The following is a 15,809-nucleotide window of genomic DNA, read 5'->3' on the forward strand; positions in this document are numbered from 1 at the left end:
CAGGGAGGCGTGTGTATGGTGTGCATCGAAGAAAGGACCCCAGTGGCAAACGGAAAGAAGCTCGTCATCGTCGAGTCCCCGACGAAGATGAAGTCGATCCAGGGATACCTCGGCGACGACTACGAGGTGCTCAGCTCGGTCGGTCACATCCGCGACCTCGCGTCGAAGAAAGAGATCCCGGCCGACAAGAAGGCGGCGTACGGCAAGTACTCCATCGACGTCGAGAACGACTTCGATCCCTTCTACGTGGTCAACGATCGCAAGACGAAGACGGTCGCCGAGCTCAAGCGCGCGCTGAAGACCGCCGACGAAGTCCTGCTCGCCACTGATGGTGACCGCGAAGGCGAAGCCATCGCGTGGCACCTGCTCGAGGTCCTCAAGCCCAAGGTCCCCGTCCGCCGCATGATCTTCCACGAGATCACCAAGGACGCCATCCGTGACGCGGCGGAGCACACGCGCGACCTCGACGTCTCGCTCGTCGACGCACAGGAGACGCGTCGCGTCCTCGACCGCCTCTACGGTTGGGACGTCTCGCCGGTGCTCTGGCGCAAGGTCGGTTCCGGTCGCGAGGGCACGGCGCTGAGCGCCGGCCGCGTGCAGTCGGCCGCCACGCGCATGGTCGTCGAGCGCGAACGCGAGCGCATGGCGTTCGTGTCGGCGTCGTACTGGGACGTCGAAGCGCTCGCCTCGCGGTCGGGCTCGTCGTTCACCACGCGACTGAACCGTCTCGATGGGGCTCCCATCGCCCGCGGTGGGGACTACGACGACAACGGTCAGCTCAAGAAGGCCGTCGTGGTGCTCGATGAGGCGGCCGCCCGTGCGCTGGCCGACGCGATCACCGCCGCCGGTCGCGCCACGGTGTCGAAGGTCGAGGCGAAGCCGGGTACCCGCAGCCCTCGCGCGCCCTTCACGACGTCCACCATGCAGCAGGAGGCCGGTCGCAAGCTCTCGATGAGCGCGAAGCACGCCATGGGCGTGGCGCAGCGTCTGTACGAGAAGGGCTTCATCACCTATATGCGAACCGACTCGGTCGCGCTGTCGGGACAGGCCATCTCGGCCGCCCGCGCGCAGGCCGTGGCTCTGTACGGCGACAAGGCCGTCCCCGCGAACCCCCGCGTCTACAAGAGCAAGTCGAAGAACGCCCAGGAGGCGCACGAGGCTATCCGCCCCTCGGGCGAGACCTTCCGCACCCCTGCTTCGCTGACCTCGTCGCTCGACCGCGACGAGCAGAAGCTCTACGACCTCATCTGGAAGCGCACCGTCGCCAGCCAGATGGCGGATGCCAAGTACGAGACGACGACGGTCACCCTCACGGTGCAGGCCGCCGCGCAGGTCGCCGAGTTCACGGCATCCGGGACCGTCTACACCTTCAAGGGCTTCCTGGAGGCCTATGAAGAAGGCGCCGACGAGAAGCGCAATGATGACGACGCCGACCAGTCGCTGCCTGCCGTCGCGGTGGGCGACGAGCTCTCGATGAGCGACGTCGAGCCCAAGGGGCACAGCACCTCTCCCAAGCCGCGCTACACCGAGGCGAGCCTGGTCAAGGCGCTGGAGGAGAAGGGCATCGGTCGCCCGTCGACCTTCGCGAGCATCATCGGCGTGATCCTCGACCGCGGCTACGTCACCAAGCGGGGGCAGGCGCTCGTCCCGAGCTGGCTCGCTTTCAGCGTGGTGCGGTTGCTCGAGGAGCACTTCGCCGACCTCGTCGACTATGACTTCACGGCAGCACTCGAAGACGACCTCGACGCGATCGCCCGCGGCGAGCAGCGCCGCACCGAGTGGCTCAAGTCGTTCTACTTCGGGTCGGAGAAGCAGGTTGGCCTGCGTCACATCGTCGACAACCTCGGCGAGATCGATGCCCGCGAGCTCAACTCGACGCGCATCACCGACACGGCGACGCTGCGGTTCGGCAAGTACGGTCCCTACCTCGAGGTCGCCGACCCCTCGGGCGACGCCGAGGCCAAGCCGCGGATCGTGAACATTCCGGAAGACCTGGCGCCCGACGAGCTCACCCCCGAGAAGGCCCGGGAGCTGATCGACGCGCCCGTCGCCGGCGACCGCGTGCTGGGGGAGAACCCTGAGAACGGCAAGCTCGTCGTCGTCAAGGACGGTCGCTTCGGCCCCTACGTGCAGGAGGTCGACGCCGAGGAGCCCGAAGAGGTCGATCAGGCCACGGGGGAGGTCGTCGAGGCCCCGAAGAAGCGCGGTGCGAAGAAGGAGGCGGCCCCGAAGCCCCGCACGGCGTCGCTGTTCCGGTCGATGTCGGTCGACACCATCGAGCTCGACGCCGCCCTGCAGTTGCTCTCCCTTCCGCGCGTCGTGGGCGCCGACCCGTCGACGGGTGACGAGATCACCGCGCAGAACGGTCGCTTCGGTCCGTACTTGAAGAAGGGCACCGATTCGCGGTCGCTCGACAACGAGCAGCAGATCTTCGACATCACGCTCGAGGAGGCGCTGGCGAAGTACGCCGAGCCGAAGTACGGCGCGCGTCGCGCGTCGAGCGCGCTCAAGGAGTTCGATGCCGATCCGGTGAGCGGGAAGCCGATCAAGCTCAAGGACGGTCGCTTCGGGCCGTACGTCACCGACGGGGAGACGAACGCCACGGTTCCCCGCGGCGAGAACGCGATGGAGATCACCTTCGAGCGCGCGGTCGAGCTGATCGCCGACAAGCGCGCCAAGGGACCGGCACCCAAGAAGACGACCACCGCGCGGAAGACGGCTGCCACCAAGACGACGGCCGCCAAGACCGCCGCTGCCAAGACCACGGCGGCCAAGACCACGGCGACCAAGACCGCCACGACGAAGACGGCCGCCGCCAAGACGACCGCGACGCGGACGACGGCTGCCAAGACCACGGCTGCAAAGACGACGGCGGCCAAGACGACGACGGCCAAGACCACCGCGGCCAAGACGACCTCGACCACCCGCAAGGCCCCGGCGAAGAACTCGTGACCGGCCTCGAGCCTCGGCCGCTGCACGCCCCTCGGGCGGCGTCGGCCGGGGGTCCCGGCTTGTTCGTCACCTTCGAGGGGGGAGACGGCGCGGGCAAGACGACCCAGGCGTCAATGCTCGAGGAGTGGCTCACGGGCGACGGGCGCACCGTCGTGCGCACTCGCGAGCCGGGCGGCACCGAGGTGGGCGTGCGCATTCGCGAGATCGTCCTGCACCACCGCGGTCACATCGCCGCGCGTGCTGAAGCGCTGTTGTACGCCGCCGATCGGGCGCACCATGTGGAGACCGTCGTGCAGCCGGCCATCGCCCGTGGCGATGTCGTCATCCAGGACCGTTATCTCGACTCGTCGGTGGCCTATCAGGGTGCGGGCCGGGTGCTCGACCCCGATGACGTGCGAGCGCTGTCGCTGTGGGCGACCGGAGGCCTGCTCCCCGACCTGACCGTGCTGCTCGACCTCGACCCGACAGCCGCGCGTCAGCGGCTCGACGCCGATGACAAGCCGTTCGATCGGCTCGAGGCGGAGAAGAACGACTTCCATGCCCGAGTCCGCGAGGGTTTCCTGGCCCTCGCGCGACGCGAGCCCGATCGGTTCGTCGTCCTCGACGCGACGCAGACGCCCGAGGTCCTGGCCGCACGGGTACGGGACGCCGTCGTCGCGCGATTCCGCTGAGTCGGACGCGCACCGACAGTCGATGCTCAGCAGCGCTGTCCGACCCCGGGATTAGGCTGGAACGCATGTCCGTCGCGCTCGAGCCGTCTCCGCGGGCCGCCGGTGCGGCCCCCTTCCCGTGGGACGCCGTGTGGGGTCAGGACGAGGCCGTCGCTGCCCTGCGCCATGCGGCATCCGACCCCTCCGCGCTCGCCCACGCGTGGCTCATCACGGGGCCGCCCGGTTCGGGGCGTTCGACGCTCGCCTACGCGTTCGCCGCGGAGCTCATCGCCGACCCGGGCGACGAGCGGGCGCAGCATCAGGTGCTCGCGCGGACGCACCCCGATCTCACCGCTCTGCGGACGGAGCAGGTCGTCATCCGCATCGACGAGGCGCGCCGTCTCGTCGAGCGCGCGTCCTTCGCGCCCTCGCTCGGTCGGCACCGCGTCATCGTCGTCGAGGACGCCGATCGCATGGCCGAGCGCACGTCGAACGTGCTGCTGAAGGCTCTCGAGGAGCCGCCGGAGAAGACCGTCTGGGTGCTCTGCGCCCCGAGCGACGCCGATCTGCTGCCCACCATCCGCTCGCGGGTGCGCGTTCTTCGGCTGCGGGAACCTTCCGTGGCCGATGTCGCGGGTCTCATCGTCGAGCGCACCGGAATCACGCCCGACGTGGCCGAAGAGTCGGCGCGTCACGCGCAGAGGCACATCGGCATGGCGCAGCGTCTGGCCACCGACGACGACGCCCGGGCGCGGCGCGCCGAGACCCTCGCGGCCGTGCTGGCCGTGCGGGGGATCGGCGACGCCGTCGAGGTCGCGGGGCAGATCGTGCGCCTGGCCACGGAGGACGCCAAGGCGCTCACCGCCACTCGCGACGAGGAGGAGCGACGTGCTCTGCTGCGCATGCTCGGGGTGGCCGAGGGGGCCGCGGTCCCGCCCTCGGTGCGGGGGCAGGTGAACGCGCTGGAAGACGATCAGAAGCGCCGGGCCACGCGGAGCCTGCGCGACGGCATCGATCGTGTGCTCACCGATCTGCAATCCCTGTTCCGCGATGTCGTGATGGTCCAATACGGCCGCGAGGCCGACCTGGTCAACGTCGAACGCCTCGACGCTCTGCGCGCGCTGGCGACGCAATGGACGCCCGCGCGCAGCCTCGGCGTCCTCGATCGCATCTCGGCGACCCGCCGCAACCTCGAGCAGAACGCCGCGCCGCTGCTCGCCCTGGAGAGTCTCATGATCACCGTGGCGAACGGTTCGGCCCCGTGAGCGTGCGACGGCGCCTGACCGCGCTGGTCGCGGGTCTCGTGGGCGTCGCGCTGGCACTGACGGGCTGCCTCTATGCGCAGATCCCGCCCATGGCCCCCGACGGCGGTCGCTCCCTCGCCCCTCAGACGGAGGGCATCGATGCCGCTCTGCTGCCCTACTACGGCCAGACACTGACCTGGACCGCGTGCGGCAGCGCCGGCTTCGACTGCACCACTGTCACCGCCCCGCGCGACTACTCCGACCCCTCTGCGGGTGAGTTGCAGCTCGCGGTCATCCGGCACCGCGCGACCTCCGGCGAACCGCTCGGGTCGCTGTTGACCAACCCGGGCGGCCCGGGGGTGAGCGGCGTCGACACCGTCCGCGACTCGTTGTCGCTCGTCGCCGACGAGGCGCTGACGCGATCCTTCGACGTGATCGGGTTCGACCCCCGCGGCGTGGGCCGGTCGACGGCGGTGTCGTGCTACGACGCCGCCGGAATGGATGCCTACCTGTACGACGTCCCGCCGGGCGCGCGCGGCAGCGACGAGCGCAACGCGGCCCTCGAGCAGCGGCAGGCGGACTTCGCGAAGGCCTGCGAGGCGGGGAGCGACGGCATCCTGCCCTACATCTCCACGGAGAACGCCGCGCGCGACATGGATCTGCTGCGCGCCGTCCTCGGCGATGAGAAGCTCAGCTACCTCGGCTTCTCGTATGGTTCCCTGCTCGGTGCGACTTACGCCGGGCTCTTCCCGGAGCGCGTGGGGCGCATGGTGCTCGACGGCGGTATCGATCCGAGCCTTGCCGGGAGCGAGAGCGGAATCGCCCAGGCGGTCGGCTTCGAGAACGCGCTGCGTGCGTTCATGGCCGATTGCCTGCGCACCTCGGAGTGCCCGTTCTCGGGGTCGGTCGACGATGCGATGGATGACGTGGCCTCGCTGCTCGCCCGCGCCGACGCCCGCCCTCTCGCGGGCTCCGACGGACGCCTCCTCGGCGCCGACACGCTTCTGACGGCCATCGTCGCCGCGCTGTACAGCGACCAGAACTGGCCGTATCTGCGCGTGGCCCTCGCCGACGTGCAGAACGGCGACGCCTCCGTCGCCTTCCAGCTCGCCGACTTCTACAACGGCCGCGTCGACGGGCAGTACACCGACAACACCATGCAGGCCCTGCGCGCCTACAACTGCGTCGACTACCCCCGCGAGGACGACACCGATGAGACGGCGTTGCAGCAGCAGCTGGAGCAGAAGGCTCCGGTCGTCGCGCCCTACTGGGTGGGGCCCGACGCGTGCGCGGCCTGGCCGGCGCCGTCGACGGGCCGGCCGGCGGCCATCACGGCCCCGGGGTCGCCGCCCATCCTGGTGCTCGGCACGACAGGAGACCCGGCCACGCCCTACGCCGAGGCCCAGGCGCTCGCAGATCAGCTCTCGCAGGGTGTCCTCGTCACCTACGTCGGCGAGGGCCACCTGGCCTACAACAAGGGCGATGACTGCGTGAACGGCGCGGTCGACGACTACCTCGTCGACGGCACCGTGCCCGGCCCCGATCTGCGCTGCGAGTAGCCCCATGACGACGTCGTGCGCCTACGCTTGATCCGTCACATCCGGAGGAGACCCCTATGACCGCGCCCATCGCCGACCTGGCGAGCTACATCGACCACACGCTGCTCAAGCCCGAGGCCACCCGCGCCGACGTCGAGCGCATCATCGCGGAGGGCGCCGAGCTCGGGACCTACAGCGTGTGCCTCTCGCCGTCGTTCCTCCCGGTCCAGCTGCCGGAGGGTCTCAAACTGGCCGTCGTGTGCGGCTTCCCCAGCGGCAAGCACCACGCCGAGGTCAAGGCCGCCGAGGCGGCGCTGTCGGTCGCCCAGGGCGCGCACGAGATCGACATGGTCATTGACATCGGCGCCGCCATCGAGGGGCGTTACGAGGTCGTCGAGGCCGAGATCCGCGCCGTCCGCGCCGCGGCGCCGGCGCCCACCGTCCTGAAGGTCATCATCGAGTCCGCCGCCCTGTCGGACGAGGCGATCGTGGCCGTGTGCGAGGCCGCGGTCGCGGCGGGAGCCGACTTCGTCAAGACCTCGACGGGCTTCCACCCCGCCGGCGGCGCGACCGTTCACGCGGTGCAGCTGATGAAGCGCACGGTCGGAGACCGCGCCGAAGTCAAGGCCTCCGGCGGCGTCCGCACGCGCGCCGCGGCCGAAGAGATGATCGCCGCGGGCGCCTCGCGTCTCGGCCTGTCGTCGAGCCGGGACATCCTGGCCGACCGCTCCGCGACGGGCGACTACTGACCGCGTACCGCGAGGGCCGCTGGAGCATGTAAGATCGATGATCGTGCACGCGACAGCGCGCACATGCCGCCTTAGCTCAGACGGCAGAGCGATTCACTCGTAATGAATAGGTCAAGGGTTCGATTCCCTTAGGCGGCTCCGAAGGCCCCCACCCGCTTCCACCGGGTGGGGGCCTTTCTTCGTCGTCGAGACGAGTGCGCGTGGGCTGTCGGCCGCGGCCGTATGGTCGGCGCAGGGGCGACGCGCCCCGAAGGGGGCACCGTGACCGCACTCGTCTCGGACGCGAGGGGTCTGCGTCGCGTCATCCGTCTGTGTCTCGGCGTGGTCATCGCGGGTCTCGTGGTCAGCGGTGTCACCGCGTTCCCGCTGCGGGAGGAGCTCGCCCTCGCTCGAGAGGTCCTGCGATCCACGGGTGTCGCGGCATCCGCCCCCGCCTTCACGGGCTGGGTGGACCGGGTGGGGGAGGGGTTGGATGCCACGGCTGCGGCGTTCCCGTTCATCGCCTACGGCACCGATTGGCTGGCGTTCGCGCACCTGCTCATCGCCGTCGCGTTCGTGGGGCCGCTCTTCGACCCCGTGCGCAACGTCTGGATCACGGTGTGGGGGCTGATCGCGTGCGCCGGCATCGTGCCCCTCGCCCTCATCGCGGGGGCGCTGCGCGGGCTGCCGCTCGGTTGGCAGCTGATCGACATCTCGTTCGGCCTGGTGGCCGCCGTACCGCTCATCGTCGCCTTCGTCGCCACGCGCCGTCTGGAGGCCCTGGAAGGCCGAAGAGCGCCCGTCACGGGCCGATAGGCTGGAGAGCCGTTCCGCGTCCGCGTGACGCGTCGTCAGCCTGCAGGAGCACCCGTGTCGAACGCCCTCGATGCCCTCATCGAGATCTTCACGTGGGTCGGGCTGGGCGGGGGGCTCGTCCTGGCCTTCGCGGCGGTGGTCCTCCTTCTGCTCGACGGCACGTGGTCTCCGGCTCGGGCCGTGGTCGAACCGGTCGACGGCGGACGTGTCGTGCGCTGGTTCGACGACGGCGGCGGCGTCAACGAGGCGCCCCTGTCGGCGCACGACGACGCGAAGATCGGCGCGGCCGACATGGCCGACATCTTCTACCGCCGCGGTGCGTCGCACCGCATGCGGCTCACGCGGTCCTCGCCCGTGGTGCGGTTCCTCTCGCTGCTCTCCGCCGGCGTCCTGACACTGGGCGCGGTGGCGTTCGTCGTCTCGATCGTGCTGCTGTTCGCCCGCGGGTGACCCGACTCCTCCCCGCCCGGTCATCGGGCGCGCCCCAGGACCACTCGCGGATGACGCGACCCCTCCGGGAGGCCCGGCCACCCGGGCTCGTCCCGTGACCGCCCGCGCCCGGCCTCGACCGCCCGTGACCGCCCGCGCCCGGCCTCGACCGCCCGCGCCCGCCCGCGCCCGGCCTCGCCCGCCCGCGCCCGGCCTCGCCCGCCCGTCGGCAGCTCGCGCCGCACCTCACGGAGCAACGCCGCACGCGATCCGCGGCCCGCCCGACGCGCGTAGGCTCGCCTCATGAGCCGCGCCCTGTTCATCGTCGACGTCCAGAACGACTTCACGGAGCGCGGGGCGCTGGGCGTGGAGGGCGGCGACGAGGTCGCCGCCCGCGTCTCGCGCTATCTCGAGGCGCACGCCGACGACTACGCGGTGGTGGTGGCCTCGCGCGACTGGCACCACGGCGACGACGACAACGGCGGGCACTTCTCCGCGACCCCCGACTTCGTCGACACCTGGCCGGTGCACTGCGTGGGCGGCACGTACGGCGCCGACTACGACGAGGTGTTCGACACCGAACGCGTCACCCACCACCTGAAGAAGGGGCAGGGCAAGCCCGCCTATTCGCTGTTCGAGGGGGTGTCCGACGACGGCGAGACCGCCGCGCAGATCCTCGAGTCGCACGGCATCCGCGACATCGACATCGTCGGCATTGCGACCGATTACTGCGTCCGCGCCTCCGCTCTCGACGCGGTCGCGGCGGGTCGCGGCGTGCGGGTGCTCACCGACCTGATCGCCGGGGTGCACCCCGATTCGAGTGCCGAGGCCCTCCGCGAGATCGAGGCCGCCGGCGCGGTGCTGGCCCGCTCAGTCGATTGAGTCGTCGCGGACGACGGGTTCGTCGTCGTCGGCGCGGGGGATCGTCAGGGTCACCGTCGTGCCCTCGCCCGGGGTGCTCGTGATGCGCAGGCTCCCCCCGTGCTCGGCGACGACGCGGTGCACGCTCGACAGGCCGATCCCCTGGCCGCCGTCCGTCGTGACCGCGAAGCGCCCTCGGCGGCCTTCCTCGACGATCGTCGCGAGATCGTCGGGATGGATGCCACGACCGTGGTCGCGCACGCGGACGGCCGCGCCCTCGTCGGTCTCGAAGGCGTCGAGCTCGATGACGTCGTCGGAGTACTTCGCCGCGTTCTCGAGCACGTTGGCGATCGCGCGTCGCAGTCCCAACACGTCGGCGCGGACGGGGATGGCATCCATGGTGCCGAACCGGACGCGGCCGAGCTCGCCCGGGAGCACGAGGGCGACGGCGCCGCGCGCGACGAGGTCGAGGGTCGCCCGGCGGCGACCGCGCTCGGCGGACGAGGTGACGTCGGCCATGAGCGCCTGGGCCATGGCGACGATGTGGTCGCTCGCGTCGCCGGCGAGGCGCAGGAGGCGGTGATCCGGCGGCAGTTCGTCGGCGATGAGGTCGAGGTAGCCGCGGAGCGCGGTGACGGGGGAGAGGAGGTCGTGGGCGAAGGTCCTCTGGAGGGAGGCGCGCTCGTCGGCCGCCTGCTTCTCGCTCGTGAGGTCGCGCACGATCTTGACGAAACCGAGGACCTGACCCTGATCGTTGCGGATGGCCGAGATGGTCACGCGCGCCCAGAATTCGGTGCCGTCGCTGCGCACGCGCCAGCCCGTGTCCTCGACGTGGCCGTCGCGCTGAGCGGCGGCGAGCAGTTGATCGGGCACACCGCGCCGCTGAGCCTCCTCGCGGTAGAAGCGCGAGAAATGGGAGCCGAGGATCTCGTCCTCGGTGTAGCCCTTGATGAGCTCCGCACCGAGGTTCCACCCGCGGACGAACCCGCCGCTGTCCAGCTTGACGATCGCGAACAGGTCGACCTGCTCGTCCCAGTCGCGCGGGATCGAGCGACGGATGCTCGTCAGCGGGTGGTCGGGGATCACCCCCGGGGTGGCGGGCAGGGTCGACGGCTCATCGGGCACGGTGCTCATGCGGCACGGAAGCGGGCGGGGATGCTTGCTGAAGGCATGGCTCGATCATGCCCGTCACCGGCCGGGAGCGACAGCGATTGACATCCGCTCGCCGACTCCGCCCGATCACGAGACGGTCACGAGACGGTCACGAGCGTGCGCTGCCATCCGCTCGAGCCGTCGGGCGCGATGGGAGCCTGCTCCTGGATCTGCACGTTGCCCTGCTTGTCGGTCGCGCGCACGGCGATGTAGTGGCTGCCGGCCTCGGCGGTCCACTCGAGGCGCCACTGCACCCACGACTGATCGTTGATCGGCGTCGAGAGATGCGTCTCCTGCCAGTCGCCGTTGTCGATCTGCACCTCGACCTTCTGCACGCCGATGGGCTGGGCCCATGCCATCCCCGCGATGACCACGGTGCCGGCGGGCACGGGCGCGCCGATCTTGGGCGTGTCCACGCGCGACGACATCTTGATGGGCGCCTGCGCCGCATAGCCACGGGGCGTCCAGTACGCCTCGTCCTTGTCGAAGCGGGTCACCGTCAGCTTCGTGACCCACTTCGTCGCCGAGACGTAGCCGTACAGGCCCGGCACCACCATGCGCACGGGGAAGCCGTGCTCGAACGGCAGGGGCTCGCCGTTCATGGCGACCGCGAAGATGGCGTCGAGGTTGTCGTCGGTCAGTGAGCTGAGGGGAGTGGATGCCGTGTACCCGTCGACGCTCTCGGAGAGCACCATGTCGGCGTCCGACTGGACGCCCGCCATACGCAGCACGTCGCGGATCGGAACGCCGGTCCAGATCGCGTTGCCGACGAGATTTCCGCCGACCTCGTTCGAGACGCAGGTCAGGGTGACGCCGTACTCGTTCAGGCCCATGTTCACGAGATCGTCGAAGCTGAGCTCGACAGGGGTGTCGACCATGCCGTCGATCTGCAGGCGCCAGGTGGTGGGGTCGACGTTGGGGACCGTCAGAGCGGTGTCCACGCGGTAGAAGTCGCTGTTGGGCGTGATGATCGGGCTCAGTCCATCGACCTCCCAGTTCGCGCCCTCCGGCACGGTGACCGTGGTGCGCGGCGCGGGCAGGCGCAGAGCGTCGCGCGCAGCGGCGACGGAGGAGGTCGTGGCGTTGAGGATACGGGAGCCCACACCCACGACGACGGCGCCGACGGCGGTCAATCCGGTGAGCAGGAGGAACTGACGACGCCCGGCGCGCACCCCGTCGAGGTCGCGGTCATCGGCCGCGGCGACCCAGCGCTTCAGGCGAGCGATCGTGAGGATGAGGATGACGACACCGGCCACGGTGCCGAGCACCGGCGGCAGCCACGAGAGGGCTCCGGCGCCTGCGCGGGTGATGATCGCGGCGGTGGCGAGCACGCCGCCGATCCCGAGCAGCACGGCGCCCACCGGCCGGAACCGGTACTGCAGCACCCCGGCCACGGCGGCGGCGACGACCGCACCGAGGCCGACGCCCACGAGCAGCGCGATCTTGTCGGTCTCGCCGAACAGCGTGATCGCGAGCTCCTTCAGGGGGCGCGGCACGACGTCGACGATGAACGAGCCGACGGCCAGCACGGGGCTCGCGGAGCGCGCCACGAGGGCGGCGAACAGTTCGGCGACCGCCAGCAACGTCGCCGCCGACACGATTCCGGCCAGGGCGGCCCAGATCCAGGCGTGCGGCCGGCGCACCCTCGTGGTCTCGGTGGTGCGTGCCGTGGTGTCGGTGGTCATGGCATCCTCGTTTCCGGCACCGCGCACGCGCGAGCCTGCCTCGTCCTTTGTTCGGAGCGGGAGCGGAATCGGATGCCGCCGGGGCCGGGTGCCGTCAGGGCGGCGGCGGCGAGGTCGTCCGTGCGGGGGCGAGGGCGAAAGCGGCCACCCCGGTGACGATCAGCACCAGCGCGACGACGAGCCCGGGGGCGATCTGCTCGCCGAGGAGGGGGACCGCGACGAGGGCGGTCAGCACGGGGCTCAGGGCCCCGGCGGCGGCGGGGATGCTGCTGCCGAGGTTCTTCACCGCGACGACGTAGCAGGCGGTCGAGAGGAGCCCCGTTCCGACGCCCTGCACGAGGCCGTAGGCCACCCAGGCGGAGACGTCGACGCGTCCGTCGAACAGGTTCGACGGCATCGCACCGGTGGCGGTGAGCGCGAGAGCGGCGACGAGCGACACGACGGAGACGAGCGCGATGACCCCGACCGGGTCGAGTCGCGTCCGCCCCAGCCCGAGCGTGTACGCCGCCCACACGAGACCGGCCGCGAGCAGAACCGCGATGCCCCCGGCATCCGCCACCCCTCCCATGAGGACGGCGCTCGCCGCGACTCCCGCGACGATCGCCGCGAGGGCGATGAGCCGGGTCCGAGACACCGTCGTCCGCCGGTGCAGGAAGAGCAGGATCGTCACGAAGAGGGGGACCGTGCCGGGGACGAGGAGGCCGGTCAGAGCGGCCGAGGTGAGGTGCGCGCCCCAGGCGAAGAGGAGGAAGTGCGGCAGCCCTGCGAGCAGGACGAGGGAGATGACCGTCGTGGGCTCGCCGCGGAGGCGGCGGAGCGTGCGGGGGATCCAGGGGGAGAGCACGAGGGCGGGGACGCCGAATCGCACGACCGCCGCGTCGCCGATGCTCATCCCCGTCGCCTCGAGCGCCCGTGTCGACAGCGCGAACGACGACCACAGGCAGACGACGGCGGTCACGGCCGCGATCCCGACCACAGTGCGTCGCGAGAGCGCCGACGGGCGGGGTAGGGCGAAGGTGGTCACGTTGCGAGCGTAGGAACAACATGGGCGCAGAGGATTGCGAATATTGCTCGTACCGGGTCTGGTTTGGCAGAATCTGCCGGATGGACGCCCTCGACGAGATCGACCGCCTCATTCTCTCCGAGTTGCAGCGCGACGGCCGCCTCACCAATCAAGACCTGGCGGACAGGGTCGGCCTCTCGCCCTCGCCGTGTCTGCGTCGTGTGCGCCGGCTCGAGGAGGCGGGGGTCATCTCTGGCTACCGCGCGGTCGTGTCACCGAAGGCCGTCGATCTCGAGATCACGGCGTTCGTCCGCCTGCGGTTGGCCTCGCACGAAGGGGCGACGGTGGATGCCGTGGAGGAGCGACTGCGCGCGATCCCGTCGATCGTCGAGGCGCACCTTCTCGCCGGCGACTGGGATTACCTCGTCCGCATCGTCACACCGACCTTCGAGGCGTACGAACGCCTGCTGCGCGAGCACCTGCGCGCGATCCCCTCCCTCTCGTCGATCGACACCACGTTCGCCTTCGGCGTCACCAAGCCGCTCTCGCCGCTCCCCGTCGGGGGTGCGCGCTCGTCGGACAGCCACTGACGCGTGCCTCGCTACGATGTGACGATCCCGCCCGAGCGTCACCAGGGCCCTGACCCTCTGAGAGGAGCCCCGCGACGTGGATGACCTCGCGCGCTGGACGGCGGCCCTGACCACGATGGTCGGTCTCGGGGTGACTCTCGGCCTCAACCCGGCGCTCTACGCCGCGACGGCGGATGCCCTCGCGCAGAACACCCGGGTCGGCGCCCGCGTCGGGTGGATGGTCGCGGGTCTCGCGACCGGCGCCACCGTGCTTTACCTCGTGCTGCAGAGCTTCGACCCGACCGAGTTCGTCGCGGCGGCGGAACGCGGCACGACCGACGCGGTGCTCGATCGCCGGGTCGACCTCGCGGCCGGTGCGGTGTTCCTCGCCGGCGCGGTCGCCATGGGGATCTGGAGGGTCCGACGACCCGCGCGCCCACCGCACCGCACGACCGCGTCGTCGCACGCCCATGGCTGGAGCTCGTACGTGCTGGGCGTCAGCTGCTCGATCGTGGGATTCACCACGCTGCCGATCATGTACATGACGGGCCGCGTGGCCGATGGGGTCAGCGATCACCCGCTCCTGCGGTGGCTGGCGTACGCCGTGTTCCTCGCGGCGCTCGCCGCCCCCTTCGTCCTGCTTGCGACGGCATGGACGCGTTTCCCCACGACGGCGGCGCGGGTGAACGGCGTCTACGTGCGGCTGATCGAGAAGGACCACCGCGCGCTGTACGCGGTGGTCCTCGGCGTCGCCGGCGTCGCCTGCGTCATCCTCGGGGTGATTCCCGGGCGGTGAGGCGCTGTCAGCGCGTGCGGCGCTGCTTCGCGAGCTTCGCCACCACCCGACGACGCACCTTCTGCACCTTCGGGTCGGTCCACACGCGGTAGGCCACGGTCCCGGCGGCGACCGCGCGTCCGATCGCCGTCCGCGCGATCACCGCTCCGGCCAGTCCCACGGCCCCGGTTCCGATCCATCGTGCAACACCCATGGCGCCTCCTTCAGTCAGCTGGAGTCCCAGCCAACGCGACGGACCGGGGGATGCCATGCCGCTTGCGCCGCGGACGACGGTGTGCTGTGCGCTCAGGCGATGCGTTCGCCCACGCCGGCGGCGAAGGGCTCGAGGGCCTCGATCACGTCGTCCGACAGCGGCGTGGTGCTGGCCGCGACGGCGTCGTCGATCTGACTCGTGCGCGAGGCGCCGATGATGGCGGTGGTGACGACCGGGTCGCGCAGCACCCACGCCACGGCGAGCTGGGGGATCGACAGCCCGGCCTCGCGAGCGATGCCGTCGATGCCGCGGATGCGCTCGAGGTAGTCGTCGGTCAGCGCCGATGCGTCGAGGAAGCGGCTGTCGGCCGCGCGCGAGTCGGCGGGCACGGTGCCGTCGAGGTACTTGGCGGTCAGCAGGCCCTGCGCCAGAGGCGAGAACACCGCGCTCCCCACGGCGAGCTCGCGCAGCGTCGGGAAGAGCTCCGCTTCGGGCGTGCGGTCGAAGAGCGAGTATCGCGGCTGGTGGATGAAAAGACGCACCCCCTCGGCCGCGAGCAGGTCGTGGGCGCGGCGCGTGAGGTCGGCGGGGTAGTTCGAGATGCCGGCGTAGAGGGCCTTACCGCTGCGGACGATGTCGGCGAGGGTGTGCACGGTCTCTTCGATCGGCGTGTCGGGATCGACGCGGTGCGAGTAGAACACGTCGACGTAGTCGGTGCGCATGCGCGTGAGGCTCTGCTCGAGGGAGCGCATCAGGTACTTGCGCGAACCGCCGTCGCCGTAGGGCCCGGGCCACATGTCGTAGCCGGCCTTCGTCGACAGGAACAGCTCGTCGCGGTAGCGCCGCAGGTCGCTGTCGAGCACCGTGCCGAACGTGGCCTCGGCGGCGCCGTAGGGCGGGCCGTAGTTGTTGGCGAGGTCGATGTGCACGACGCCGCGGTCGACCGCGTGCCGCAGGGTCGCGCGCTGGCTGTCGAGCGTGCGCCCGGTGCCGAAGTTCTGCCACAGGCCGAGCGAGATGCGGGGGAGGGGGATGCCGCTGGCGCCGGTGCGCTGGAACGGCACGTCGTCGTAGCGGGTCGCGGCGGCGTCGAAGGGCGAGACGAGGCGGGGATCATCGGCGGCGATGGGCATGGGACTGCTGCTCCTCGGAACGGGGAAGGGATCGTTCCGACTCTGCCACGACATCCGCGT

At 70.8% G+C, this 15,809-nt stretch carries 15 protein-coding genes and 1 tRNA gene; 11 read left to right on the forward strand and 5 right to left on the reverse strand.

The genetic code is table 11. The features are described from left to right. The first annotated feature begins 42 nt into the window (after positions 1-42). The 9 genes from topA to AB0N80_RS08440 all read left to right on the forward strand — a co-directional run bounded on the left by topA (position 43) and on the right by AB0N80_RS08440 (position 9,239). Positions 43-2,952 carry a type I DNA topoisomerase gene (gene topA / locus AB0N80_RS08400; protein WP_363578445.1) on the forward strand — a complete coding sequence of 970 codons (2,910 nt, stop codon included), beginning with the start codon at positions 43-45 and terminating at the stop codon, positions 2,950-2,952. Beyond that, positions 2,949-3,623 carry a dTMP kinase gene (gene tmk, locus AB0N80_RS08405; protein ID WP_315994853.1) on the forward strand — a complete coding sequence of 225 codons (675 nt, stop codon included), beginning with the start codon at positions 2,949-2,951 and terminating at the stop codon, positions 3,621-3,623. The genes topA and tmk overlap by 4 nt, the downstream gene beginning before the upstream one ends. Before the next feature lie 65 nt (positions 3,624-3,688). Beyond that, complete coding sequence (locus tag AB0N80_RS08410) at positions 3,689-4,867, forward strand: DNA polymerase III subunit delta' (protein ID WP_363578446.1); 1,179 nt, start codon at positions 3,689-3,691, stop codon at positions 4,865-4,867. Continuing rightward, positions 4,864-6,405, forward strand: a complete 1,542-nt coding sequence (locus AB0N80_RS08415; RefSeq protein WP_315994851.1) for an alpha/beta hydrolase — start codon at positions 4,864-4,866, stop codon at positions 6,403-6,405. The genes AB0N80_RS08410 and AB0N80_RS08415 overlap by 4 nt, the downstream gene beginning before the upstream one ends. Before the next feature lie 56 nt (positions 6,406-6,461). After that, complete coding sequence (deoC, locus tag AB0N80_RS08420; RefSeq protein WP_315994850.1) at positions 6,462-7,133, forward strand: deoxyribose-phosphate aldolase; 672 nt, start codon at positions 6,462-6,464, stop codon at positions 7,131-7,133. A gap of 65 nt (positions 7,134-7,198) precedes the next feature. Next, positions 7,199-7,271: transfer RNA gene (locus AB0N80_RS08425), tRNA-Thr, on the forward strand. Between the two features lie 123 nt (positions 7,272-7,394). Continuing rightward, positions 7,395-7,928, forward strand: coding sequence for a hypothetical protein (locus tag AB0N80_RS08430; protein WP_363578447.1), 534 nt, complete (start codon positions 7,395-7,397; stop codon positions 7,926-7,928). Positions 7,929-7,982: 54 nt separating this feature from the next. Beyond that, a complete protein-coding gene (locus AB0N80_RS08435) occupies positions 7,983-8,378 on the forward strand; it encodes a hypothetical protein (protein ID WP_315994848.1) in 396 nt (131 codons plus the stop codon). Positions 8,379-8,660: 282 nt separating this feature from the next. Next, entirely contained in the window at positions 8,661-9,239 is a 579-nt protein-coding gene (locus AB0N80_RS08440) for an isochorismatase family protein (RefSeq protein ID WP_363578448.1), read from the forward strand. On the opposite strand, the gene AB0N80_RS08445 is transcribed toward AB0N80_RS08440, so the two are convergent. From AB0N80_RS08445 to AB0N80_RS08455, 3 genes are all read right to left on the reverse strand, one after another. Beyond that, positions 9,228-10,352 (reverse strand): PAS domain-containing sensor histidine kinase, encoded by a 1,125-nt coding sequence (locus AB0N80_RS08445; RefSeq protein ID WP_363389960.1) that lies wholly within the window; start codon positions 10,350-10,352, stop codon positions 9,228-9,230. The two genes, AB0N80_RS08440 and AB0N80_RS08445, sit on opposite strands and share 12 nt — an antisense overlap. Positions 10,353-10,468: 116 nt before the next feature. Further along, on the reverse strand, positions 10,469-12,055 hold the full coding sequence (locus tag AB0N80_RS08450) for a molybdopterin-dependent oxidoreductase (RefSeq protein WP_363578449.1): 1,587 nt from the start codon (positions 12,053-12,055) through the stop codon (positions 10,469-10,471). 94 nt (positions 12,056-12,149) lie between these two features. Beyond that, entirely contained in the window at positions 12,150-13,079 is a 930-nt protein-coding gene (locus AB0N80_RS08455; protein WP_363578450.1) for a DMT family transporter, read from the reverse strand. A gap of 80 nt (positions 13,080-13,159) precedes the next feature. Here AB0N80_RS08455 and AB0N80_RS08460 point away from each other — a divergent pair, with 80 nt between their 5' ends. After that, positions 13,160-13,648 carry an Lrp/AsnC family transcriptional regulator gene (locus AB0N80_RS08460; RefSeq protein WP_315994843.1) on the forward strand — a complete coding sequence of 163 codons (489 nt, stop codon included), beginning with the start codon at positions 13,160-13,162 and terminating at the stop codon, positions 13,646-13,648. 76 nt (positions 13,649-13,724) lie between these two features. Then, positions 13,725-14,423, forward strand: coding sequence for a hypothetical protein (locus AB0N80_RS08465; protein WP_363578451.1), 699 nt, complete (start codon positions 13,725-13,727; stop codon positions 14,421-14,423). Positions 14,424-14,430: 7 nt separating this feature from the next. Here the strand turns inward: AB0N80_RS08465 and AB0N80_RS08470 are convergent, their stop codons facing one another. After that, on the reverse strand, positions 14,431-14,616 hold the full coding sequence (locus AB0N80_RS08470; protein WP_363389948.1) for a hypothetical protein: 186 nt from the start codon (positions 14,614-14,616) through the stop codon (positions 14,431-14,433). A 92-nt stretch (positions 14,617-14,708) separates the two neighbouring features. After that, complete coding sequence (locus AB0N80_RS08475; RefSeq protein ID WP_363578452.1) at positions 14,709-15,749, reverse strand: aldo/keto reductase; 1,041 nt, start codon at positions 15,747-15,749, stop codon at positions 14,709-14,711. Positions 15,750-15,809 lie beyond the last annotated feature (60 nt).

Source organism: Microbacterium sp. NPDC089188, from assembly GCF_040685155.1.
In the GTDB taxonomy this organism is placed as follows: Bacteria; Actinomycetota; Actinomycetes; order Actinomycetales; family Microbacteriaceae; genus Microbacterium; species Microbacterium galbum.

Excerpts from the sequence above, each read along its gene's own strand:
- AB0N80_RS08460 (WP_315994843.1), top strand. The coding sequence starts at position 13,160 with ATGGACGCCCTCGACGAGATCGACCGCCTCATTCTCTCCGAGTTGCAG.
- AB0N80_RS08445 (WP_363389960.1), bottom strand. The coding sequence starts at position 10,352 with ATGAGCACCGTGCCCGATGAGCCGTCGACCCTGCCCGCCACCCCGGGG.
- deoC (WP_315994850.1), top strand. The coding sequence starts at position 6,462 with ATGACCGCGCCCATCGCCGACCTGGCGAGCTACATCGACCACACGCTG.
- AB0N80_RS08475 (WP_363578452.1), bottom strand. The coding sequence starts at position 15,749 with ATGCCCATCGCCGCCGATGATCCCCGCCTCGTCTCGCCCTTCGACGCC.
- AB0N80_RS08470 (WP_363389948.1), bottom strand. The coding sequence starts at position 14,616 with ATGGGTGTTGCACGATGGATCGGAACCGGGGCCGTGGGACTGGCCGGA.
- AB0N80_RS08410 (WP_363578446.1), top strand. The coding sequence starts at position 3,689 with ATGTCCGTCGCGCTCGAGCCGTCTCCGCGGGCCGCCGGTGCGGCCCCC.
- AB0N80_RS08440 (WP_363578448.1), top strand. The coding sequence starts at position 8,661 with ATGAGCCGCGCCCTGTTCATCGTCGACGTCCAGAACGACTTCACGGAG.
- AB0N80_RS08450 (WP_363578449.1), bottom strand. The coding sequence starts at position 12,055 with ATGACCACCGACACCACGGCACGCACCACCGAGACCACGAGGGTGCGC.